We start from the raw sequence: 22,172 nt of genomic DNA, 5'->3' as shown, positions 1-22,172 counted from the left end.
CTTCATGGGCAGCGTCTGCCCCTGAGCGGGACTTTCTCCCCGCCATGTTTGTACTATTCGCATTTCATGCACATTGTATTACCATGTTATGATACTTTTTTTAACACTATCCCCGGCCACCTGACATGACAGAGCATTCTGAAGGCCCCATGCTGCCTCACCGTCACCCGTTTCTGTTTATTGACCGGGTTATCTCCACGCCGGAAGAGCACGCGCGGGGACAGCTGCGGGCGCTGAAGTGCGTTACCGTTTCTGATGAGATGTTCAGCGACGGCGTATCTTTCGTTTTTCCTTCCGTCCTGTTGCCTGAAGCGCTGGCCCAGGCCGGCGGCCTGCTTGTCGCACGGCAGCAGAATGCCGGTACCGGGGATATGAGCGGCATGCTGACCGGGATTCGCCGGGCGCGATTTCGGGGAGCGGCGCGTCCGGGAGACCGGCTGCTGTTGACGGTGCGAATCATTCGCCGGCGCGGCGAGCTGGTCTTTTTGTCCGGTGAAGCCCTCCTGCAGGGGCAATGCCTGTGCCGGGCCACATTTTCATGCGCCATTCTGAATTCTGAGAAGTAAAAGCGGTAATCATGGACACACAGACTGATGCGTTGCTGAAGAGCCTTTCGGGAATCTACCGTGAGGAAAAGGTGCTGTACCGGACCGAGGATGCATGGGGCGAAATCACCGTCGGGGGATACCGGCAGTTTCGGATCCTGCGCTTTGATGACCTCTTTGAGCAGAGCAAAGTTAACCTGCGCTCCCCTCAGGTTCCCGTACATCAGTATACCTGGGCCATGCTGATGGCGGCGTGCTGGTGCGAACCTTCCTCGGCCCTTGTCCTGGGTCTGGGTGGCGGCGGGCTGGTACGCGCTCTGCATGCCATGGACTGCGCAATGCCGGTGGATGTTGTTGAGCTGCGCCCGGCGGTGATCCGCATTGCCCGGGAATGGTTTACCCTGCCGGAGACGGACGCTATCCGCTATTTCCCGGAAGATGCGGTGAGTTTTCTGGCGCGGGAGACCGGCCGCCGGTATCCACTGGTTTTCGCCGATCTGTATCTGGCCTGGGAGATGGACCCGATTCAGGGGATCGAAGCCTTTCTTGCCCACTGTCGCGCGCAGCTTTGCGATGGCGGCTGGCTGGTCATCAACTATCTGACGATACCCGCTCGGGACAGCAAGCTGTACCAGGCGTTATACCGGGTATTCAGCGAGGTGCTGTTTTGCGTGACGACGGGAGGCAATGTGGTGATTTACGCCACCTGCCGCGGGCGAAATATTGAAGAGCTCCGTCAACGGGTTGCGCTAAAATACAACGATGATGCACACGTCCGGATCCTGATAAAGCGGCTGGATCGCCTGTAGCGCCAGCCAGTAATTTCCATCCGACGCTCGCGTCTATGGTATTATCATCAGATTAACATGCCAGGGCGAGAACCGTATGGAAAAGAAAACCGCGCGACTGACACTGCTGATAGATCCGCATAAGAAAGAGGCCTTTGAAACGCTGTGTCGTCAACAGGATGTGACGCCTTCACAGGTGGTCCGGCAGCTGATTCGGGATTACCTTCAGCAGCACAATGTGGAGTATGACACGCAGACTCAGAAGGATAATCCCATTATCCGTAACCCCTGATTAGCGTCGGCGCATGACGGGGGGTCTGCGGATGTGGTTGGCCCGCGGCTGCACGTTCGGTCTGTTGGGCGTTGCCAGCGAACCTGGCAGATGAGGCCTTTCCTGTACGCCCGCATTGTCCCGGGAGAACGGCGACGGGGGCAGCGGGCGGTTTTCTCTGCTGAGCGGGGTCACTGACTTATCATCCAGCGGCAGGCGAGGGGAGCGATCGGGGTTACTGATGCTGGGCCGGTTCTGCTGGTTATTACGCAGCGTCTGTTTCTGTTCCGGCGTCATTGCGTTCCAGTGGGTGGCAAGATCGCCGCGCAGCTTAGACACGTCCGCCTGGCCATTGCCCGCGTTCCAGTTTTGATATTTCTCTTTAATCTCCTGCTGACGCTGCTCATCGAGTCCGTTCCACCACTTGTTGATAAGCTCATCGAAATCTTCCGGATTATCGCAGCACCAGGGGTAATAGCTGCCCCAGTAGACGAAATAGTCGTCATACCACCACGGGTAGCTCCCGTAATGAACGCCATAGTAACCCCCGGAGCCCGTACTGGCGCCAACGCCGACGCCAACCGAGGAGCTGTTGTTGCTGCTGCAGCCTGCAAGGCCAAAGACCAGCAGGGGAAGGAGAAGGGCGGCGCGCATAAGAACTCCAGGGAAAAGAAATGCGTTAGCGGTATGTGTTTAAGTGTACGCTGGTTTTCTGCAAGAGAGCGTCATTGTGCTCACCAAACCCGGTAATAAAGTCGTGAGCCTGGGCCACTCGGGCTACGCCGGTCTATGCTGTTTGCGGCTGCGGGTAATGCTCCTGAAAATACTGCCGTAAAAACTCGACGGTCGTGCGAATTTTGGCCGAGGTGGCGAGTCTGGATACATACACCGCCCATATGTTCGCGGGTTGGTAGTACTCCGGTAAGATATGAATCAAATGCCCACTGGCGATATTTTCGCTCACATCCCACCATGAACGCAGCGCTACGCCCTGTCCGTCCAGACACCACTGGTGCACAATCTCGCCGTGATTAGAGGACAGGGGGCCGGTCACTTTGATGGAATGTACGCCCTCTCTGGAGTGCAGCTGCCACACGCCGAAAGGGTGATCGCGCTCTTTGATAACCAGGCAAGGCAGGACGGGAAGGTCGCTCAGCTGTTTGGGCGTACCGTGCTTTGCCAAAAAATCTGCCGAGGCGCACAAAATCCGGTGGTTATCCGCCAGCTTGCGGGCGATCAGATTAGGGGCAATCTCGTCGCCAACCCGGATATCCAAATCAACGCCTTCATTGACCAGGTCAATAATACGATCCTCAACGTCAAAACGGAGCTCCAGCTGCGGATACTGGCGTGACAGCGCCGACAGGGCGGGCGCCACGATTCGCCGCCCGAACCCCATGCTGCTGATGATACGCAGCGTTCCTTGCGTGACCTGACGCTGATTGGAGAGCTCATCGATCATCTGGTCAACGTCCTGCAGAATACTTTGCGCCCATTCATAGATACGCTCGCCTTCTTCGGTGATCGTCACCCGGCGGGTCGTTCGGTGAAGCAGCACGACATTCAGCATCTCTTCCAGCAAAGAGATACGTTTACTGACAAAGGCGGGAGACACGCCGAGCTCTTCCGCGACAACGGCGAAACCTGCCCGACGGGCAACCAGCATAAATACGCGTAGATCGTTCAGTAGCGGCAGATTATTCATGATTTGTGTTTTATGAATTACCAGTAAGCGGCATTAAATATGAATAAATCAATTATAGGATAAGGGGGATGTCAATTTCCGCTACCTATAAGTGAGAGCTGGTATGAAAAAAATGTTCCGTATCGCTGCAATTCCGGGAGATGGTATTGGTAAAGAAGTGCTTCCGGAAGGGATCCGAGTGCTGCAGACCGCGGCAGAACGCTGGGGATTGACCCTGAGCTTTGACCAGATTGAATGGGCAAGCTGTGAGTATTACCAGCACCACGGGAAAATGATGCCAGACGACTGGCGGGATCGGCTAAAAGATTATGATGCGATCTATTTTGGTGCCGTAGGCTGGCCGGATACGGTACCCGACCACGTTTCGCTGTGGGGGTCGCTGCTAAAATTCCGCCGTGAGTTCGAGCAGTATGTCAACCTGCGCCCGGTGCGCCTGTTTCCCGGCGTTCCCTGCCCGCTGGCGGGAAAAACGGCCGGAGACATCGATTTCTATGTGGTTCGTGAAAACACCGAGGGAGAATATTCGGCGCTCGGCGGGCGGGTCAATGCGGGTACGGAGCACGAGCTGGTTATCCAGGAGTCCGTGTTTACCCGACGCGGCGTCGACCGTATTCTGCGCTATGCGTTTGAGCTGGCGCAGAGTCGGCCACGCAAAGTGCTGACGTCCGCCACCAAGTCCAATGGTCTGGCGATCAGCATGCCTTACTGGGATGAGCGGGTTGAGGAAATGGCGCGGCATTATCCGGAAATACGCTGGGATAAACAGCATATTGACGTCCTGTGCGCCCGTTTTGTCTTACAGCCAGAACGCTTTGATGTGGTGGTCGCATCGAACCTGTTTGGCGATATCCTCTCCGATTTGGGACCGGCCTGTACGGGGACGATAGGGATTGCGCCATCGGCCAATTTAAACCCTGAGCGCACTTTCCCGTCGCTCTTTGAACCGGTTCATGGGTCGGCGCCGGATATCTACGGTAAGAATATCGCGAATCCCGTTGCCACCATCTGGGCCGGGGCGATGATGCTGGATTTCCTGGGCGCGGGGGATGAGCGTTATAAGGCCGCACATGATGGGATCCTGTCCGCGATAGAGGACGTGATTGCCCATGGGCCAAAAACGCCTGACATGAAGGGGCATGCCTCTACGCAGCAGGTGGGAGAGGCCATCTGCCGCGCCATCTTGCGTTAACCCCTCTTGCGTAACAAAACGAGCCGCGTCACAGATGCGGCTTTTTGTTGTCTTTATATGTAAATAAACATGCGCAATCTCACCTTTTATTGTTTCCAATCTGTGTTTTATTATTTTTCAAATTGGTCAATTGTGTGGTTTTTGTTACCGATAAATACTGTCTGTGTGTAAACAAAAAGCGTGATGGAACACCTACCCTACAACGCAATGAAACGACGGGCCTCAGCCATAAAAGGATGCTGATGTCCAGGAGAACACACATGATGAGCAATGTAAAAAAGAAGGATGTGCCGCTAATCACCATAAGCCTGGTGGCGATTCTTTTTATCGCGGCGGCATTAAGTCTTTTCCCGGGGCAATCGGCCCAGGCTGCAAATGCTATTTTTGACGGTGTTACCCGGATGCTCGGTTCAACGGTCCAGGTCCTGGTACTGCTGGCGCTGGGCCTGGTTATCTATCTCGCGACCAGCAAATACGGCAATATCCGTCTCGGCGAGGGGCGGGTTGAATACAGCACATTATCCTGGTTATTCATGTTTATCTGCGCCGGGCTGGGTTCCTCCACGCTGTACTGGGGGGTTGCTGAATGGGCCTACTATTATCAGACGCCGGGTCTGAATATCGCTCCTCATTCGCAAAAGGCGCTGGAATACAGTATTCCCTACTCCTTCTTCCACTGGGGCGTTAGCGCATGGGCGACCTATACGCTGGCCTCTCTGATCATGGCTTATCATTTCCATGTGCGGAAAAACAAAGGGTTAAGCCTGTCAGGTATTATTGGCGCGATCACCGGCGTTCATCCGCAGGGTGTCTGGGGACGCCTGGTCGATTTGATTTTCCTGATAGCGACCGTCGGCGCGCTGACCATTTCGTTGGTCGTGACCGCCGCGACGTTCACACGCGGCTTATCGGCGCTGACCGGCCTGCCGGATAACTTCACGGTAGAAGCCGGCGTGATCCTGCTTTCCGGCTGTATTTTTTGCCTGAGCTCGTGGATCGGTATCAATAATGGCCTGCAGCGGCTGAGCAAAATGGTCGGCTGGGGGGCGTTCCTGTTCCCTCTGGTGGTGCTGATTGTCGGCCCTACCGAGTTCATCACCAACAACATTGTGCATTCGGTCGGTATTGCGACGCAGAATTTCCTGGAAATGAGCCTGTTCACCGATCCGCAGGGCGATGGTTCGTTCCCGCGCGGATGGACCGTGTTTTACTGGCTGTGGTGGATCTCGTATACCCCGGGCGTAGCGATGTTTGTAACTCGCGTTTCCCGCGGTCGCAAAATCAAGGAAGTGATTTGGGCGCTGCTGCTTGGGAGTACCGTCGGTTGCTGGTTTTTCTTTGGCGTGATGGAAAGTTATGCCATGCATCAGTTTATTGATGGCGCGATTAATGTTCCTCAGGTCATGGAGAAGCTGGGCGGGGAAACCGCCGTGCAGCAGGTGCTGATGTCCTTACCCGCTGGAAAACTGTTCATGGTGGCATATCTGTTCATCATGATTATTTTTCTCGCCTCACACATGGATGCCGTTGCCTACACGATGGCGGCCACCAGTACTCGCAACCTGGCGGAAGGCGAGGATCCTGAACGCAGTCTGCGCCTCTTCTGGTGTGTGGTCATTACGCTTATCCCGCTGTCGATTTTGTTTACCGGCGCGTCGTTGGGAACGATGAAAACGACGGTAATACTGACAGCGCTGCCGTTCCTCGTGATTTTGCTGGTGAAGACGTTTGGCTTTATGCGCTGGTTAAAACAGGATTACGCCCACGTCCCGGCCTGGAAAATTGAAAGTCATGAGCTTGATTTATCGGTAAACGGTTCGCTGTCGGAGCCTGAAACCGCGACCAAACAAGTACTTGAAAGCAATAACTGAGCGTCAGTTAACAAAACACGACATCACTAATAATGATTAAAGGTACGACTATGAGCAATCTGAGCCCTGAATTCACTCTCCCTGCTGATTTTTGTGCAAACCCGCAGGATGCATGGACCATTCCCGCCCGTTTTTATACCGACCCGCAGGTGTTTGAGCACGAGAAAGACGCCGTTTTTGCTAAAAGCTGGATCTGCGTTGCGCATGGCAGCGAGCTGGCCAAACCGAATGACTACATCACCCGCGAAATTATCGGAGAAAACATCGTGATCGTTCGCGGCCGCGACAATGTGCTGCGCGCTTTCTATAACGTCTGCCCGCACCGTGGACATCAGCTGCTAACGGGGGAAGGGTCTGCGAAAAACGTGATCACCTGTCCCTACCATGCCTGGGCCTTCAAGCTGGACGGCTCCCTCGCGCACGCGCGAAACTGCGAAAACGTGGAAAACTTTGATAAAGATAAGGCGAATTTGACGCCATTACGTCTGGAAGAGTATGCCGGTTTTGTCTTCATCAATATGGATCCGCATGCAGGCAGCGTGGAGGAGCAGCTACCGGGGCTGGAGGCTAAATTGCTGGAAGCTCGCCCGGAGGTTCATGACCTGAAGCTGGCGGCGCGCTTTATTACCAGGACCCCCGCTAACTGGAAAAATATCGTTGATAACTATATGGAATGCTACCACTGCGGACCGGCGCACCCCGGCTTTGCGGATTCCGTTCAGGTGGATCGCTACTGGCATACGATGCACGGTAAATGGACGCTGCAGTTCGGTTACGCCAAACCTTCCGAGCAGTCGTTTAAGTTTGAAGATGGCGAAGAGTCGTCCTTCCACGGTTTCTGGATGTGGCCTTGCACCATGTTTAACGTCACCCCGCTGAAAGGCATGATGACCGTTATCTACGAATTCCCCGTCGATGCGGAAACCACGCTGCAGCATTACGATATTTACTTTACCAATGAAGAGCTGACCGAAGATCAAAAATCCTTGATTGAGTGGTACCGCAATGTGTTCCGCCCGGAGGATTTGAATCTGGTGGAAAGCGTGCAAAAAGGGCTGAAATCCCGCGGCTATCGCGGTCAGGGGCGCATTATGGCCGACAAGAGCGGAAGCGGTATTTCGGAACATGGTATCGCGCATTTCCATAATCTGGTGGCCCAGGTATTCCAGGAATAATCACAAAGGAGCTGGATAATGTCCGTATTTACATCATCTCTCTTCCGCCAGCAGGCGTTAATTGACGGTCAATGGCAGGATGCCAGCGATCGTTCCACGCTGGCGGTGACAAACCCGGCATCGGGTCATCGGCTTGGGCAGGTTCCCAATATGGGGCAACATGAAGCCAGCCTGGCGGTTGATGCGGCATCCCGGGCGCTTCCGGCCTGGCGGGCAAAGACGGCGGCGCAGCGCGCTGAATTGTTAAAAGCCTGGCATCGCCTGATCCTCGAAAATAAAGCGGCTCTGGTGCAGCTCATGACGGCCGAACAGGGAAAACCGCTGGCGGAGGCCGAAGGCGAAATCGCTTACGCCGCCTCGTTTATCGAATGGTTTGCCGAGCAGGGCAAGCGCGTCAACGGCGAGGTGATCCCTTCGCCCGCCGCCGACAAGCGGCTGCTGGTCATTCGTCAGGGGGTTGGCGTCTGCGCGGCGATTACGCCGTGGAACTTCCCGGCGGCGATGATCACCCGTAAAGTGGGGCCCGCGCTGGCGGCCGGCTGTACCATGGTTATCAAACCGGCGAATGAAACGCCGTATACCGCTCTGGCGTTGGCGGAACTGGCGATTCAGGCGGGGATACCGGCAGGCGTAATCAATGTGATAACCGGACAGTCGCGGGAGATAGGCGCCGTACTGACCCGCGATGAGCGTGTTCGCAAGCTCTCCTTTACCGGCTCTACGGAGGTCGGGCGCGTGCTGATGTGCCAGTGCTCCGACTCCATTAAAAAGGTCTCGCTGGAGCTGGGAGGCAATGCGCCATTCATCGTCTTTGAAGATGCCGATATCGATAAGGCGGTTGAAGGCGCTCTCGTCGCCAAGTTTCGTAATGCGGGGCAGACCTGCGTTTGCGTGAACCGTTTTTATATTCACGACGCCGTTTACGAGGCCTTCTGCGCGAAATTTGTGGCGCGGGTCGAGGCGCTGAAAGTCGGGGACGGCGCGACGCCCGGCGTGCAGATTGGGCCGCTGATTAATGCCGCTGCCGTCCATAAGGTCCAGTCGCTGCTGGATGATGCGCTTTCGCGCGGCGCCAGGTTGCTAAGCGGCGGACAGATCCATGCTCTGGGCGGCAATCTGTTTACGCCGACGGTCATCGGCGACGTTCAGCCTGGCTCGCAGCTGCTGCAGGAGGAGATTTTTGGTCCTGTGGCGGCGCTGGTGAGGTTTCGTGATGAACAGACGGTGATCGAGCAGGCCAATGACACTATTTACGGCCTGGCGTCCTATTTCTACAGCAACGACGCGGCACGGATCTGGCGAGTGAGCGAACAGCTTGAGTACGGTATGGTCGGGATCAACACCGGTCTTATCTCGAATGAAGTGGCACCTTTTGGCGGCGTGAAGCAATCGGGGCTGGGGCGTGAAGGCTCTGAACACGGTATCGAAGACTACCTGGAAATGAAATACCTCTGCCAGGGGCTGTAAACAGAACGCTTCCCGGCGAGACGTTAACGTCTCGCCGGGAATTTATTGATGGAGTTGAGTCATGTCTGATTATCAAATGATTGAGGTGGTTGTCCGCAATATAGAGATAATCACACCGCTGGTGAAACGCTTTACGTTTGCCCGCAAAGATAACCAACCGCTACCGCCATTTCGCGGCGGCAGCCACATTATTGTGCAGATGCAAAATGGTGAACAGCGCTACAGTAACGCGTATTCGTTAATGAGTTCCCCTTTCGATACTTCGGTTTATCAAATCGCGGTTCGTCTTGAAGAAGATTCAAAAGGCGGCTCGCGTTTTATGCACCATCATGTGCAGCCCGGCGACACGCTCACCATTTCTGCGCCAAATAATCTTTTTGCGATTTCCCCGCAGGCAGCGAAACATCTGCTTATCGCAGGGGGGATCGGTATTACGCCATTCTTATCCTATCTTCCGGAGTTAGAGCGCGCTCAGGGGAACTGGGCGCTGCACTACTGTTTCCACCACCAGGAAAATAATGCGTTTCAGGACGAACTTATTGCCGGCCCGTGGCGCGATCGCATCAACTTCTATGTGTCGGAGCAGGGGACTCGTCTGGATTTAGCCCGGCTTCTGGCCGACGTTGAGCCCGGTACGCATATTTACACCTGCGGCCCGGCGGCCCTGAACGATGCGGTGAAAACCGCGGCCGGGCGTATGGGCATAGCCGATGAGCAACTTCACTTTGAACAATTTGCGATTGAAAATAAAGGCGGCGCCGAGTTTACGCTGGTGCTGTCTCGCTCTGGTCGCGAGTTCATTGTGCCGGAAGATAAAACCATCCTGCAGATTATTGAGAACAATAAGGCCGCGAAGGTCGAATGCTTATGCCGGGAAGGCGTATGCGGTACCTGCGAAACAACCATTCTGGAAGGTGAAGCCGATCACCGCGATCAATATTTCAGCATTGAGGAGCAAAACAGCCAGAAAAGCATGTTGATATGCTGCTCCCGGGCGAAAAGCAAACGGCTGGTGCTGGATCTGTAAATCAGATGGTCAGGAGATGGCGGATTGCGCTCCGTCAGCCTGGCCCCCTGTCGATACGCCGAACGTGTAGTGGCAGAGCGCGTGTCACTACATTACCGACGGGAAAGAAAAAGCACACAAAAAAAGCCCCGCATACAGGGATAGTCGGGGCAAATAATCAGATAACTGCTGTTTGTCAGAGGGAGGACTGACATTGGCTCCCCCATAAAATAAATTATCATGCTAATAGTAAGGTGGGTAGCTAAAATGTTTCGGGAAAATTAAATGAATATCGTTTACTGCGATTGGCTTTTATCCTCCAGGTATCCACTTTCTCCGCGTCATTAAAAAAAACAACCGAATAAATCCTCCCCTCCAGGTGTTTACTCCATACCGAACATCACGAGGGCGTTACCATGAACCGCATTGTCACCCGTTTACTTCCCGTTGTTATTACCGGCGTTGTTCTGTTTTCCGGCTACGCCCAGGCGATGGGCGGCAGTAATAACGAACCCACGCCGCCGACCTGCCCGAAAGGGCAAATCTATGATTCGAAGACCAAGACCTGCATGGTGGATAAAGGCGGGATGATTGACGATAAGTCCCGTACCGAATACGCCTACGCGCTGGCAAAAGCAGGGCGCTATCAGGAGGCGCTGGACATGCTCAATACGCTTAAGGATCCGAATACCGCCGAGGCGCTGAACTATCGCGGCTATGCGACCCGCAAGCTGGGGCGCACCGACGAAGGGATAAGCTATTATTTAAAATCAGTCGCGCTTGATCCTCACTATCCGAAAGTGCGTGAGTATCTCGGCGAGGCATATATGGTGAAAAATCGTCCCGATCTGGCCCGTGAGCAGCTTGCCGTCATCAAAACCTTATGCGGCACCGGCTGTGAAGAGTACCGTGACCTGTCGGCCGCCATTGAGGGTCATCCTGAATCCTGACAGGAGGCAAAAATCAGCAGCGAAGCGGTACGTCGCGAGATTGTGCAATATCTCCCCCGCCTGTGGCGCTACGGACTGGTGCTTTCCCACCGGCGGGATATTGCAGACGATTTAGTTCAGGCGACCTGCGTGCGGGCGCTTGAGCGTGCGGCGCAGTTTACCGCCGGGAGCAGGATGGACAGCTGGCTTTTTTCCATCCTGCACTCTGTCTGGCTCAACGAGGTACGCGCGCAGCTGATTCGCCGCGGGCAGGGCTTTGTCGATGTCGACGAGCTGAGCGGGGCAGGCAATAGCGAAGATCCGGTGTGGTCGAACGAGGTGATAAGACGCGTTAACCGCCTGCCGGAAGCGCAGCGTAACGCCGTATTTCTGGTGTATGTGGAAGAGCTATCCTACCGTGAGGCCGCCGCCGTGCTCGATGTCCCTGTGGGTACGGTGATGAGTCGTTTAGCGACAGCGCGTCTGACGCTTGCCCGGGATAGCGCGCTGCAGCCGGAAGCGCCGCCGCGAAAAGGAGAAAGATCATGACGCTTCCCGTGGGATCGGATGAGCTGCTGGTGGCCTGGCTCGATAATGAACTTGACCCGACGCAGCGTCGCGAGCTGGAGACCCGCCTGGCCGAGGACGCCGAACTGGCGCAGCGCCTTGCGCTGTTTGAGCAAAGCTCGCTGCCCTTCAAAGCGGCGTTCGAGCCGCTGCTTAACGTCGCGCCCGTCGGGCGCCTGTTGCCGCCTGCAGCTCCCGTATTCTCACTGTCCCGCCGCCATCTGATTGCAGCGGCGGTGGGTTTTCTGGCGCTGGGCGTCGCGGGCGACAGGCTGCTGATACGGGCCACGCGCGAAGAGGAGAGCTGGCGCGACCTGGTGGCGCGCTATATGGCGCTTTATACCCCTGAAACCCTGGCAGAAACGCCGTCCCGCGCATCGCTGGAAACCCAGGTAAAGATGACCGGGCAGCAGCTGGGTCTGCCGCTTTCCATTGATGCGCTTACCCTCCCTCCCGCAATACTCAAAAACGCGCGGCTGCTTGCCTATGACGAGCAGTACATCGCGCAAATTACCTGGCTTTATCCGCAGGCCGGGCCGCTGGCGCTGTGCATTACGCGCAATCGTGAGCGCCGCATCGCCGCCGGGAGCGAGCGGCGGCTGGGGATGAATATCGTCTACTGGGCGAGTGCAAGCCATCAGTTCATGGTCATTGGGCACAATCCTGAAGCGCAAATGCGCGATCTCGCCGCCGTCCTGCAGCGGCATATGAGCGGCTGACGCTGACGGCGCTGACTAAATGTCACTTTTCTTAAGGTTGTTTTAATCTTTCATTAAACATTTGCCGATTGGCGGACTTTTATGGCGCATAATGCCATCTTACTGGCATATTTCACTTTTATCGATTAATGGAAACTGTTTTTATTATCATTACCATTTCTCTGTGATTTAATCCTTAGCGGCCATGCATTCTGTTGTTTTTTACTCATGTTTATTAAGGATTTGTTCATGAATTTTCGCTTATCCGCTTATTGTTCAATAGCTCTAGTGACTTCATCTCTTTTTCTTGCGCCACAGGCGTTGGCGGCAGACAGCAGTGAAGGCATCGTGGTTTACAACGCGCAGCATGAAAACCTGGTGAAATCCTGGGTCGACGGTTTTACCAAAGAGACCGGGATTAAGGTGACGCTGCGCAACGGCGGCGACAGCGAGCTGGGCAACCAGCTGGTACAGGAAGGGTCCGCCTCTCCGGCCGACGTCTTCCTGACGGAAAACTCGCCGTCGATGGTGCTGGTGGATAACGCCAAACTGTTTGCACCGCTGGATGAAGCCACCCTCAAGCAGGTTCCTGCTGAATATCGCCCTGAGCATGGCCGCTGGATTGGTATTGCCGCCCGCAGCACCGTCTTTGTCTATAACCCGGAAAAGCTGAGCGAAGCGCAGCTGCCGAAATCACTGATGGATCTGGCGAAGCCGGAGTGGAAAGGCCGCTGGGCCGCATCGCCGTCAGGGGCGGATTTCCAGGCTATCGTCAGCGCTATGCTTGAGCTGAAAGGCGAAAAGGCCACGCTGGAGTGGTTAAAAGCCATGAAAACCAACTTTACGGCGTATAAAGGCAACAGTACGGTCATGAAAGCGGTGAACGCAGGCCAGATTGATGCCGGCGTCATTTACCACTACTACCGTTTTGTCGATCAGGCCAAAACGGGTGAAAACAGCAAAAACACCCGACTGTACTACTTCAAACATCAGGATCCGGGCGCATTTGTCAGCCTTTCCGGCGGCGGCGTTCTGGCATCCAGCAAGCATAAAGAGCAGGCACAGGCCTTTATCAAGTGGATTACCGGCAAACAGGGCCAGGATGAGTTGCGCACCAACAACGCCTTCGAATATGCTATTGGCGTTAATGCGGCCTCTAACCCGCAGCTGGTGCCGCTGAAGGATCTCGATGCGCCGAAGGTTGAACCTTCTGCGCTGAACAGTAAAAAGGTCATCGAGCTGATGACGCAAGCAGGCCTGCTGTGATCCTTTACGTGAAGTGAATACCTTATGTCTGGTCTGAGTCTCACCCTCGGGAGAAATGCGGGGCGACAGCCTGCCCGCCGGCGTCCCGCGCTGCCGATGGTGGCGTTAGCAGTTCTGTTTTCAGTATTGGCGCTATTGCCATTGGGGTTTGTCATCTCTGTTGGCATTGAGACCGGCTGGGAGACGATCAAGGTGCTCGTCTTTCGCCCGCGTGTTGCTGAGCTGCTCAGCAACACGCTGTGGTTGACCGCGCTCACGGTGCCGCTTTGCGTGATGCTGGGTGTTGCTATCGCCTGGCTGACCGAGCGGACGGCGCTGCCAGGACGCCGCTGGTGGTCCGCTTTGGCGGTTGCGCCGCTGGCGATCCCGGCGTTTGTGCAAAGCTACGCCTGGATAAGCGTGGCGCCGTCGATGCACGGCCTTTCCGCCGGCGTTTTTATCTCTATCCTCGCTTATTATCCCTTTATTTATATGCCGGTAGCCGCGGTGCTGCGGCGTCTTGACCCGACGCTCGAAGATGTGGCGGCGTCGCTGGGCACACCGCCGTGGGCGGTGTTTTTCCGCGTCGTGCTGCCGCAGCTGAAGCTGGCTATTTGGGGCGGCGCGCTGCTGGTGGCGCTGCATCTGCTGGCGGAATATGGCCTGTACGTCATGATCCGCTTCGATACCTTTACCACCGCGATTTATGACCAGTTTCAGTCCACCTTTAGCGGACCGGCGGCCAATATGCTGGCCGGCGTGCTTGCGCTGTGCTGCCTGGCTATCCTGCTGCTGGAAGGGGGGACGCGGGGAAAAGCGCGCTATGCGCGCATTGGCTCCGGGGCGGCGCGTGAGCAAAAGCGCTGGCCGCTCGGCGCTGGCGCTATGCTGCTCGGGCTGCTTCTGCTGGCTGCTCTGGTGGTGCTGGCTCTCGGCGTGCCGCTGGCGGTGCTGGGCCGCTGGCTGTGGCTTGGCGGCGTCGAAAACTGGATGCATGCCGATCTCTGGCAGTCGCTGCGCCAGACCCTGATGCTGGGCGCCGGAGGCGCTATCCTGACCACCGCCTGTGGGATCCCTATTGCCTGGCTCGGCGTGCGCTACCCGCGTCGCGTCTTTCGCCTGCTGGAAGGATGCAATTACATCACCAGCTCGCTGCCAGGCATTGTTACCGCGCTGGCGCTGGTCACGGTGACCATCCACTATGCGCGACCGATTTACCAGACCGAAGTCACCCTCTTTCTGGCTTACCTGCTGATGTTTATGCCGCGGGCGCTGATCAACCTGCGCGCCGGTATTGCCCAGGCGCCGGTTGAGCTCGAAAACGTGGCGCGCAGCCTGGGAAGTACGCCGACGAAGGCGCTGTGGAGCGTCACGATGCGTCTTGCGGCGCCCGGCGCGGCGGCGGGCGCGGCGCTGGTATTTCTCGGCGTGAGCAACGAGCTGACCGCAACGCTGCTGCTGTCGCCGCTTGGCACCCGTACGCTTTCAACCGGTTTCTGGGCGTTAACCAGCGAGATCGATTATGTCGCCGCCGCGCCTTACGCGGTGCTGATGATCCTCATCTCGCTGCCGTTGACCGGGATCCTCTACATGCAGTCGAAGAAAATCGCAGGTCTGTAACATGCTTGAATTGTCATCTGTCTCTAAAACCTTTGCCGATGTCCGGGTGCTGAACGAGCTGAACCTGACGGTGGCGCCGGGCAGCCGTACCGCCATCGTCGGGCCGTCCGGCTCGGGTAAAACGACGCTGCTGCGTATTCTGGCCGGTTTCGAAACACCGGATGCCGGGCGTATCGTCATGCAGGGGAGAACCCTGTTTGACGAGGCGGTGTTTGTCCCTGCGCACCAGCGTGGCATTGGTTTTGTGCCGCAGGAAGGGGCGCTCTTTCCCCATCTGAACGTTGAGGACAACATCGCCTGGGGGCTGGAGGGCACGCGCCAGGAGAAGCGCCGCCGGGTGGCCGCGCTGATGGAGATGGTCTCGCTGAACGGCCAGCTTGCCCGCCACTGGCCCCACGAAATTTCCGGCGGGCAGCAGCAGCGCGTGGCGCTGGCCCGCGCGCTGGCGCAGCAGCCTTCGCTGATGCTGCTGGATGAACCCTTTTCCGCGCTGGATACCGGGCTTCGCGCAGCAACGCGTAAAGCCACGGCCGATTTGCTGGCCGAGGCCGGGGTGGCGTCGATTCTGGTGACGCACGATCAGAACGAAGCGCTCTCTTTCGCAAGCCAGGTGGCGGTGATGCGCCAGGGGCGCTTTACCCAGGTCGGTACGCCGTTTGAGGTCTACTCGCAGCCGGTTGATGAAGCGACCGCGCTGTTTCTCGGCGATGCCCTGGTGCTGCCTGCGCAGCTGACGGCGGGCAGGGCGAGTTGTACCCTCGGCGAAGTGCCGACGGATAACCCACAGGCGGCCGGGCAGGGGCGGGTGATGCTGCGTCCGGAGCAATTGCTCATTACGCCATGCCAGCGCCATGAGAGCGGCATTACCATTGCCGATGTGGATTTTGCCGGGCACCTGTCGACGCTGACCCTGAAAATCCCTGGGCAGGAAGAGCCTATGATGTTGAAAACCACCAGCCAGCCTGGCTGGATGGCCGGTACGCCGGTGCGTATTGCTGTGGCAGGAACGGCACGGGTGTTTCGCTGAGTTTAGTGCTCCTCCCCGCGAGCTGGTGGAGGAGCGTCAAACGATGGTTCATAAACAATGACCTTATTTCTTCCCGAGTTTTTGGCTTGATATAATGCAATATCGGCCAGGCGCATCGCTTCTGATGAGGTGTGTTTTATCGGCGTGGAGAAGTATACCCCGATACAAACCGTCATGGATTCAGGGAGGTTGTAATACCCATCTATGCTGGTGTTTCTTTCAATATTTATTCGGATTTTTTCGGCGATATTCTTTGCCATCTCTCTATTATTGATGTTTTGCGACAGAATACCGAATTCCTCGCCGCCAATTCTGGCGAACAGGTCTTCATTGCGTAGCGTGTCGGCAATGATCCTGGCAACGGCGATGAGTGTTTTATCCCCCACCTCGTGGCCGTATCTGTCATTAATCCGTTTAAAACGATCGATATCGACGATCATGGCGCAGTAGGGGGTAAAATTCCACTCCTGCAAAAATCGATCAAACTCAGTGAAGAAAAATCGACGGTTATAGATTGCGGTAAGTGGGTCGTGAAAGGCTTTTTCACTGATATTGTTCAGGGTATGGAAAATGCTATACATCAAGGTAGTGATAATGCACATTTTACTGATGGCTTCCAGCATGCGGCAAATATACCAGATCGAGAGGTCGTAACGCAATAATGCAATCAACAGTAAGTTGCAGCAAAAACCCGAGAGGCATAATACTGTGATACTGCGCCACATATCATCATGAAGTTTAGTTCTATAAATAATTAAGAGTAAGCACAATGCCCATAGCGCCAGCAACAGATAGACATACCCCATTACCCACATTTGCGATTTTGACCCTGTGTGGTAGTAAGTAATGGTTATCGCCATTTCCGGGTTATAGCTGCTGAGGTTATGGGATAATATCGGGAATATGAGTAATGGGAACAGCGACAGTAACAAGAGGAGGAGTTTTCTATTTTTGTTTGTTTTATGCCCTGGGGTGTGGATAAACAAAGAAAGAAGTAACAAAAAAAGAAAGCTCAATTGACGAAACAAATAAAATATAGCAATGTCGTTGGATTTGCTTTCAATCGTAGTACAGGTTTCCAGCGGTTTTTGGATAACCGCGATTGTTTCCGCGAAGTACAGCAATCCACTCAGAAAAGCAAAGCCAAGGAGCAAGATATCGTAATGCTTCTTATTGCAAATGTATTGCGTAAACATGAAGATGGCTGCAATGGCATCAATAAAAAAAAGCGCGACAATAACTATCTGATAGGTTGACTGTGGAATGATAGTGATATTTATGTCATCATATATAATGAGCGTGCTCGCGGCCATCAATGAAATTAAACTGACGCAAAGAGAGAGCAAACAGTTCTTACTTAAAAATAAAGGGTGCATAATATGATTGTCGATTAAAAATGCAGATGTTGTATAGATATCACAGATATATACTATCGACAATGAATAATTGGCGAATGGTCAGGTAGTGAAAACCGAAATATAAATAAAAGTAGTGTTATATATATAACTGCAATGCATTTACATGATGTTTTTATATATTTTGAGTGGTTGGAAATAGTCGTTTATCCTTTAAAAAACATAAAGCTGAAAACCGACAGCCAATCCCTACTTGAATCGTGTGTTGTACGCAGGGAAGCAACATCAGTGCTAACAGGAGCGCGGCAAAGACAATACGTATAAGCATCACGGTTTCCTTATGTCGCAAGTTGCAACTTAGCCCAGCTCCACGAAGCGGAGCTGAGCATTATTTTCGCAGGCCCACAAAACTACTCCTCGCGCTGGCTCTCCTTTACCTTACGCATCAACAGCCACATACGCATCGTGCGCGGCGAACGGCGGCTGGTTTTCGGATCGTCCGGGATCAGGCCGGTATGCTTCTGATAACCGTTGAAAAACAGGTTGAGCATGACGGCGCTGAAGGTGGCGAGCATAATTCCGCTGTGCAGCAAGGGCTGCAGGACCGCAGGGAACTGGGAGAAAAAGTCGTGCGATAGGGTTGGCGTCATGCCCACACCGAGGCTGATGGCCACGATATACAGGTTATAGCGATTGGTGGTGTAGTTAATGCGCGCGAGGATGCGGATACCGGTGGCGAGCACCATCCCAAACATCACCAGCCCCGCGCCGCCCAGCACAAACTGGGGAATCGAGGCCACCAGCACCGCCATTTTCGGCACCATACCGAACAGGATTAAAATAACGCCAGAGGCGACGCAGACCCAGCGGCTGTATACCCGAGTGACGCTGACCAGCCCCACGTTTTGCGAAAATGAGGTGTGCGGAAAGCTGTTGAACAGGCCGCCGAACATCGTGCCGACGCCGTCGACGCGCAGGCCGCGAATGATGTCCTGCGGCGCAAGTTTACGTCCGACGATTTCACCGAGCGCCAGAAACATCCCCATGGATTCAATAAAGACGATGATCAGCACCGCCGTCATGGTGAGAATGGAGATCGGGTCGAAAACCGGCGTGCCCAGCGCCATCGGCGTGACGATGGCAAACCATTTGGCGTCGTGCAGGCCGGAGAGATTCACTTCATTCATCATCATCGACAGCACGAATCCGAAAACAATGCCCAGCAGCACCGCCACGTTGGACATAAAACCTTTCGCAAAACGCGTCACCAGCAGGATGAACAGCAGTACGGCAAAAGAGATGCCGAGGTAGACCGGGCTGCCGTATTGCGGATTGCCTTTGCCCCCGGCCGCCCAGTCAATACCCACCTGAATAATGCTCAGGCCGATGGAGGTGATAACCACGCCGGTGACCAGCGGCGGAAACAGCGGCATCAGGCGGCCAATCAGCGGCGCCAGCAGCGTAGTGATGCAGCCTGCGGCGATAGTGGCGCCAAAAATCCCCATCAGGCCGATGTTGGGATTCATCCCGATAGCCAGCATCGGCGTAACGGCGGCGAAGGTGACGGACATGATGACCGGCAGTCGGATCCCCATAAAGCGGCCGACGCCGATGCACTGCAGCAGCGTCACCACGCCGCAGCAAAACAGATCGGAGCTTATCAGCAGCGCGACCGTTTCCTTACTGAGTCCTAAGCGATCGCCAATCATCAACGGCACGGCGACGGCGCCTGCGTACATAACCAGAACATGTTGCAACCCCAGAATAACCAGCTTTCCCGGTGATAAAACGCGATCCACCTCATCTGTTGTGTGGGGGCTGCCAGAGACCGATGGTGGCTGAGAATCAATGGCGCTCATAACGTTTCTCCTTGTTACCCAACAGCATGGCCTTGGGGACCTGCTGGTCAAAGGGCTGAACGATGGTGTGAAAATGACCAGCATATCTATGCTTAGGGAATGCCAGTTTTGAGCGCCAGGGCAGGAAAGTGACTGAAATGCGGCGATTATCACAAAAATTTGCACTATGCGCTTAATGAACAAAGGAAAAGTCGTTTCAGCTGGGTGTATGATTTCTCATATTGAGAGGGATTTAATCATTCTGAATCGCGAGATGATTCAGCCGTTTTTTTTATCAACGCGCCAGTGCAACGGTGGAGACAGTTTTTTGAGGAACCTCGCAAAAATGAACTCAGCCTGCGGGGTGGAAGAGAAAAGCGCCTGATTATTGCATCGCGACCCTTTGTCGAACTGATAACAAAAAGGGAAGCCTATGAACAAATTTATTGTTGCTGATGCAATGGAGTGTATTGGCTGCCATGCCTGCGAAGTCGCCTGCGTTAGCGCGCATCATCAGGACGCCTGGCCGCAGAATCGCCGGGATTTCACGCCGCGCATTCATGTCGTTTTGGGTCGCGATGCCAGCAATGCCGCGACCTGCCGCCACTGCAATGATGCTCCCTGCGTGGCCTCCTGCCCGACGCATGCCCTGCGTTTTGATGACAACAGCGTTCAGCTGAATCAGACGCTGTGCATCGGTTGTAAGAACTGCGCGATAGCCTGTCCCTTCGGCGCCATTGAGATGGTTGCCGGGAGCGAAGATGCGCCAGCGCTCGCGCAAAAATGCGATCTGTGTCGCGAGCACGTCACCGGCAAACCCGCCTGCGTGGCGAATTGCCCGACCCGGGCGCTGCGGCTGATGGATGATGACGGACTGCGCCAGCTGCAGCGCGAACGACAAATTCGCGCCGCGCAGGGCCAGCTGCTGCAGGCCGGTCCGCGCTCGCGGCGCGAGACGCTGCTCGATAAAGCGCCGCGCAAAGGGGCAGAAAAGTTGCCGGCCGAGGTGCGAAAAGGGCATTTCCAGGAGATCTACTACGGGCTTGATCCGCAGGCGGCCGAGTTTGAAAGTAGCCGCTGCCTCTACTGTGCGCAAAAGGCCTGGTGTAACTGGACCTGCCCGCTGCATAACCACATTCCGGATTTTATCCGTCTGGCGAATGAAGGAAAAATTATCGAAGCGGCGGAGCTGTGCAACCAGAGCAGCTCGCTGCCGGAAATTTGCGGCCGGGTGTGTCCGCAGGATCGTCTGTGCGAAGGCGCCTGCACAATGAAAAGCCGCAATGGCGCGGTGGCGATCGGCAATCTTGAGCGCTATATCACCGATACCGCGCTGTCGATGGGCTGGCGGCCCCGTGCGCCTGACGTCGTCTCTCGCGCGGAACGGGTCGCCGTGATTGGCGCCGGTCCGGCAGGGCTGGGCTGCGCGGATATTCTGGCCCGCGCGGGCGTTAAGGTCGACGTTTTCGACAGGCATCCGGAAATTGGCGGGCTGTTAACCTTCGGTATTCCCCCCTTCAAGCTGGATAAAACCGTACTCAGCGCCAGACGGGAGATTTTCAGCGAAATGGGGATCCAGTTTCACCTGAACCAGGAGGTTGGCCGCGATGTGGCGTTCGATTCCCTGGTCGCAGACTACGACGCGGTGTTTCTCGGCGTCGGCACCTATGGCCTGATGTCGGCCGGGCTTGAGGGCGAAGAGGCGCCAGGCGTTATTCAGGCGCTGCCGTTCCTGATCGCCAGCACCCGTGAGGTGATGGGGCTGGCAGAGAGCCCGGAGTATCCGCTGACCGAGCTTAGCGGTAAGCGGGTGGTGGTGCTGGGCGGCGGGGATACGGCGATGGACTGCCTGCGCACCGCGATTCGCCGCGGCGCCCAAAGCGTTACCTGCGCCTATCGCCGCGACGAGCTCAGCATGCCGGGGTCGAAGAAAGAGGTGGTCAACGCCCGGGAGGAGGGCGTCGAGTTTCTGTTTAACGTCCAGCCGCAGTATATTTCCCGCAATCGCAAGGGGCAGGTCAGCGCCGTGGGGCTGATGCGTACCGAGATGGGCGAGCCTGGGCCGGATGGCCGCCGACGCCCGCGTCCTGTCCCCGGTTCGGAGTTTGAACTGCCGGCCGATGTGCTGGTAATGGCGTTCGGCTTCCAGTCGCATGAGATGCCGTGGCTGCGCGGGCAGGGCGTCCAGCTTGATCGCTGGGGACAAATTCGTACCGGCGGCGAAGGGCGCGGCGCAACGCAAACCAGCCATGACAAGATCTTCGCCGGCGGCGATGCGGTAACCGGCGCCGATCTGGTGGTCACCGCGATGGTAGCCGGTCGCCAGGCGGCGCGCGATATGCTGGCGCAGTTTGAGAAGAAGGAGGGGCTATGACGAGTTTTATCGTTGCCAGTTCACAGGACTGCATTGGCTGTCGAACCTGTGAGGTCGCCTGCGCGCTGGCGCATACCGATGACGTCGCGCAGTTTTACCCGCGTCTGAAGGTGCTGCGCCTCGACAGCCTTAGCGTGCCGGTGATGTGCCATCAGTGCGAAAATGCGCCGTGCGTGGCGGCCTGTCCCGTCAGAGCACTGACGATGGGCGAGGAGCGGGTGGAGGCGGACTCCGCCCGCTGCATCGGCTGTCAGAGCTGCGTGGTGGCCTGCCCGTTCGGGGTTATCACGATTGAAATGCCGACGGCGAGCGCGCCGGTGATTGTGAAATGCGACTTGTGCAGCCAGCGGGAACAGGGCCCGGCCTGCGTGGAGGTTTGTCCGACCTCCGCCCTGCAGAAAATGACCGATGAAATGCTGACTGCGTTGCAAAAACAGCGCGCTGTCGCCAGCACGTCGTTGTTAAGACTCTGACTCATCCATCAATCCTCTCCCCGTCGGGG

20 protein-coding genes are annotated in these 22,172 nt (G+C 55.9%); 16 read left to right on the top strand and 4 right to left on the bottom strand.

All coding sequences use genetic code 11. The annotated features are described in order from the left end of the window. Positions 1-125 precede the first annotated feature (125 nt). The 3 genes from ENTCL_RS14010 (at position 126) to ENTCL_RS14000 (ending at position 1,625) form a co-directional block, all read left to right on the top strand. Complete coding sequence (locus tag ENTCL_RS14010; protein ID WP_013366799.1) at positions 126-566, top strand: ApeP family dehydratase; 441 nt, start codon at positions 126-128, stop codon at positions 564-566. Positions 567-577: 11 nt separating this feature from the next. Further along, positions 578-1,354: a spermidine synthase gene (locus ENTCL_RS14005; RefSeq protein WP_013366798.1), complete on the top strand. Its 777-nt coding sequence runs from the start codon at positions 578-580 to the stop codon at positions 1,352-1,354. Positions 1,355-1,430: 76 nt separating this feature from the next. Then, positions 1,431-1,625, top strand: coding sequence for a ribbon-helix-helix domain-containing protein (locus ENTCL_RS14000; RefSeq protein ID WP_013366797.1), 195 nt, complete (start codon positions 1,431-1,433; stop codon positions 1,623-1,625). Here the strand turns inward: ENTCL_RS14000 and ENTCL_RS22430 are convergent, their stop codons facing one another. Both ENTCL_RS22430 and ENTCL_RS13990 read right to left on the bottom strand, forming a co-directional pair. Continuing rightward, the gene (locus ENTCL_RS22430) at positions 1,626-2,258 is read right to left on the bottom strand and encodes a hypothetical protein (protein WP_013366796.1); all 633 of its coding nucleotides are present in this window, start codon (positions 2,256-2,258) and stop codon (positions 1,626-1,628) included. 133 nt (positions 2,259-2,391) lie between these two features. After that, the gene (locus tag ENTCL_RS13990) at positions 2,392-3,309 is read right to left on the bottom strand and encodes a LysR substrate-binding domain-containing protein (protein WP_013366795.1); all 918 of its coding nucleotides are present in this window, start codon (positions 3,307-3,309) and stop codon (positions 2,392-2,394) included. A 103-nt stretch (positions 3,310-3,412) separates the two neighbouring features. On the opposite strand from ENTCL_RS13990, the gene ENTCL_RS13985 reads away from it, so the two are divergent. The 11 genes from ENTCL_RS13985 to ENTCL_RS13935 all read left to right on the top strand — a co-directional run bounded on the left by ENTCL_RS13985 (position 3,413) and on the right by ENTCL_RS13935 (position 16,103). Continuing rightward, positions 3,413-4,498 carry a tartrate dehydrogenase gene (locus ENTCL_RS13985; RefSeq protein WP_013366794.1) on the top strand — a complete coding sequence of 362 codons (1,086 nt, stop codon included), beginning with the start codon at positions 3,413-3,415 and terminating at the stop codon, positions 4,496-4,498. 260 nt (positions 4,499-4,758) lie between these two features. Continuing rightward, positions 4,759-6,369 carry a BCCT family transporter gene (locus tag ENTCL_RS13980; protein WP_013366793.1) on the top strand — a complete coding sequence of 537 codons (1,611 nt, stop codon included), beginning with the start codon at positions 4,759-4,761 and terminating at the stop codon, positions 6,367-6,369. 50 nt (positions 6,370-6,419) lie between these two features. Then, on the top strand, positions 6,420-7,544 hold the full coding sequence (yeaW, locus tag ENTCL_RS13975; protein WP_013366792.1) for a carnitine monooxygenase, oxygenase subunit YeaW: 1,125 nt from the start codon (positions 6,420-6,422) through the stop codon (positions 7,542-7,544). An 18-nt stretch (positions 7,545-7,562) separates the two neighbouring features. Further along, entirely contained in the window at positions 7,563-9,011 is a 1,449-nt protein-coding gene (locus ENTCL_RS13970) for an NAD-dependent succinate-semialdehyde dehydrogenase (protein ID WP_013366791.1), read from the top strand. Positions 9,012-9,072: 61 nt separating this feature from the next. After that, entirely contained in the window at positions 9,073-10,038 is a 966-nt protein-coding gene (locus ENTCL_RS13965; RefSeq protein ID WP_013366790.1) for a PDR/VanB family oxidoreductase, read from the top strand. 395 nt (positions 10,039-10,433) lie between these two features. After that, positions 10,434-10,967 (top strand): tetratricopeptide repeat protein, encoded by a 534-nt coding sequence (locus ENTCL_RS23755; protein ID WP_013366789.1) that lies wholly within the window; start codon positions 10,434-10,436, stop codon positions 10,965-10,967. A 42-nt stretch (positions 10,968-11,009) separates the two neighbouring features. Beyond that, positions 11,010-11,495 carry an RNA polymerase sigma factor gene (locus ENTCL_RS23750; protein ID WP_420805070.1) on the top strand — a complete coding sequence of 162 codons (486 nt, stop codon included), beginning with the start codon at positions 11,010-11,012 and terminating at the stop codon, positions 11,493-11,495. Further along, the gene (locus tag ENTCL_RS13950) at positions 11,492-12,232 is read left to right on the top strand and encodes an anti-sigma factor family protein (protein ID WP_013366787.1); all 741 of its coding nucleotides are present in this window, start codon (positions 11,492-11,494) and stop codon (positions 12,230-12,232) included. The genes ENTCL_RS23750 and ENTCL_RS13950 overlap by 4 nt, the downstream gene beginning before the upstream one ends. A 228-nt stretch (positions 12,233-12,460) precedes the next feature. Beyond that, positions 12,461-13,477: an iron ABC transporter substrate-binding protein gene (locus ENTCL_RS13945; RefSeq protein WP_013366786.1), complete on the top strand. Its 1,017-nt coding sequence runs from the start codon at positions 12,461-12,463 to the stop codon at positions 13,475-13,477. 24 nt (positions 13,478-13,501) lie between these two features. Continuing rightward, complete coding sequence (locus ENTCL_RS13940) at positions 13,502-15,076, top strand: ABC transporter permease (RefSeq protein WP_013366785.1); 1,575 nt, start codon at positions 13,502-13,504, stop codon at positions 15,074-15,076. A 1-nt stretch (position 15,077) separates the two neighbouring features. After that, complete coding sequence (locus tag ENTCL_RS13935; RefSeq protein ID WP_013366784.1) at positions 15,078-16,103, top strand: ABC transporter ATP-binding protein; 1,026 nt, start codon at positions 15,078-15,080, stop codon at positions 16,101-16,103. A 2-nt stretch (positions 16,104-16,105) separates the two neighbouring features. Here the strand turns inward: ENTCL_RS13935 and ENTCL_RS13930 are convergent, their stop codons facing one another. Then, complete coding sequence (locus ENTCL_RS13930; protein WP_013366783.1) at positions 16,106-17,479, bottom strand: sensor domain-containing diguanylate cyclase; 1,374 nt, start codon at positions 17,477-17,479, stop codon at positions 16,106-16,108. Between the two features lie 389 nt (positions 17,480-17,868). Then, positions 17,869-19,317, bottom strand: coding sequence for a nucleobase:cation symporter-2 family protein (locus ENTCL_RS13925; RefSeq protein WP_013366782.1), 1,449 nt, complete (start codon positions 19,315-19,317; stop codon positions 17,869-17,871). A 412-nt stretch (positions 19,318-19,729) separates the two neighbouring features. Here ENTCL_RS13925 and ygfT point away from each other — a divergent pair, with 412 nt between their 5' ends. Both ygfT and ENTCL_RS13915 read left to right on the top strand, forming a co-directional pair. Continuing rightward, positions 19,730-21,670, top strand: coding sequence for a formate-dependent uric acid utilization protein YgfT (ygfT, locus tag ENTCL_RS13920; protein WP_013366781.1), 1,941 nt, complete (start codon positions 19,730-19,732; stop codon positions 21,668-21,670). Next, positions 21,667-22,143 carry a 4Fe-4S dicluster domain-containing protein gene (locus tag ENTCL_RS13915; protein WP_013366780.1) on the top strand — a complete coding sequence of 159 codons (477 nt, stop codon included), beginning with the start codon at positions 21,667-21,669 and terminating at the stop codon, positions 22,141-22,143. Before ygfT ends, ENTCL_RS13915 begins: the two co-directional genes overlap by 4 nt. Positions 22,144-22,172 lie beyond the last annotated feature (29 nt).

This window comes from [Enterobacter] lignolyticus SCF1 (genome assembly GCF_000164865.1).
Lineage (GTDB): Bacteria > Pseudomonadota > Gammaproteobacteria > Enterobacterales > Enterobacteriaceae > Enterobacter_B > Enterobacter_B lignolyticus.
This window is presented reverse-complemented; position numbering and strand designations above follow the sequence as displayed.

Bases quoted from the DNA above. Each gene is read 5' to 3' on its own strand.
- ENTCL_RS13965 (WP_013366790.1), top strand. From the start codon at position 9,073: ATGTCTGATTATCAAATGATTGAGGTGGTTGTCCGCAATATAGAGATA.
- ENTCL_RS13930 (WP_013366783.1), bottom strand. From the start codon at position 17,479: ATGCACCCTTTATTTTTAAGTAAGAACTGTTTGCTCTCTCTTTGCGTC.
- ENTCL_RS22430 (WP_013366796.1), bottom strand. From the start codon at position 2,258: ATGCGCGCCGCCCTTCTCCTTCCCCTGCTGGTCTTTGGCCTTGCAGGC.
- ENTCL_RS13950 (WP_013366787.1), top strand. From the start codon at position 11,492: ATGACGCTTCCCGTGGGATCGGATGAGCTGCTGGTGGCCTGGCTCGAT.
- ENTCL_RS13935 (WP_013366784.1), top strand. From the start codon at position 15,078: ATGCTTGAATTGTCATCTGTCTCTAAAACCTTTGCCGATGTCCGGGTG.
- ENTCL_RS13940 (WP_013366785.1), top strand. From the start codon at position 13,502: ATGTCTGGTCTGAGTCTCACCCTCGGGAGAAATGCGGGGCGACAGCCT.
- ENTCL_RS13970 (WP_013366791.1), top strand. From the start codon at position 7,563: ATGTCCGTATTTACATCATCTCTCTTCCGCCAGCAGGCGTTAATTGAC.
- ENTCL_RS14010 (WP_013366799.1), top strand. From the start codon at position 126: ATGACAGAGCATTCTGAAGGCCCCATGCTGCCTCACCGTCACCCGTTT.
- ENTCL_RS13980 (WP_013366793.1), top strand. From the start codon at position 4,759: ATGATGAGCAATGTAAAAAAGAAGGATGTGCCGCTAATCACCATAAGC.
- ygfT (WP_013366781.1), top strand. From the start codon at position 19,730: ATGAACAAATTTATTGTTGCTGATGCAATGGAGTGTATTGGCTGCCAT.
- ENTCL_RS13985 (WP_013366794.1), top strand. From the start codon at position 3,413: ATGAAAAAAATGTTCCGTATCGCTGCAATTCCGGGAGATGGTATTGGT.
- ENTCL_RS23755 (WP_013366789.1), top strand. From the start codon at position 10,434: ATGAACCGCATTGTCACCCGTTTACTTCCCGTTGTTATTACCGGCGTT.
- ENTCL_RS13925 (WP_013366782.1), bottom strand. From the start codon at position 19,317: ATGAGCGCCATTGATTCTCAGCCACCATCGGTCTCTGGCAGCCCCCAC.
- ENTCL_RS13990 (WP_013366795.1), bottom strand. From the start codon at position 3,309: ATGAATAATCTGCCGCTACTGAACGATCTACGCGTATTTATGCTGGTT.
- ENTCL_RS14000 (WP_013366797.1), top strand. From the start codon at position 1,431: ATGGAAAAGAAAACCGCGCGACTGACACTGCTGATAGATCCGCATAAG.
- ENTCL_RS14005 (WP_013366798.1), top strand. From the start codon at position 578: ATGGACACACAGACTGATGCGTTGCTGAAGAGCCTTTCGGGAATCTAC.
- ENTCL_RS13945 (WP_013366786.1), top strand. From the start codon at position 12,461: ATGAATTTTCGCTTATCCGCTTATTGTTCAATAGCTCTAGTGACTTCA.
- yeaW (WP_013366792.1), top strand. From the start codon at position 6,420: ATGAGCAATCTGAGCCCTGAATTCACTCTCCCTGCTGATTTTTGTGCA.
- ENTCL_RS13915 (WP_013366780.1), top strand. From the start codon at position 21,667: ATGACGAGTTTTATCGTTGCCAGTTCACAGGACTGCATTGGCTGTCGA.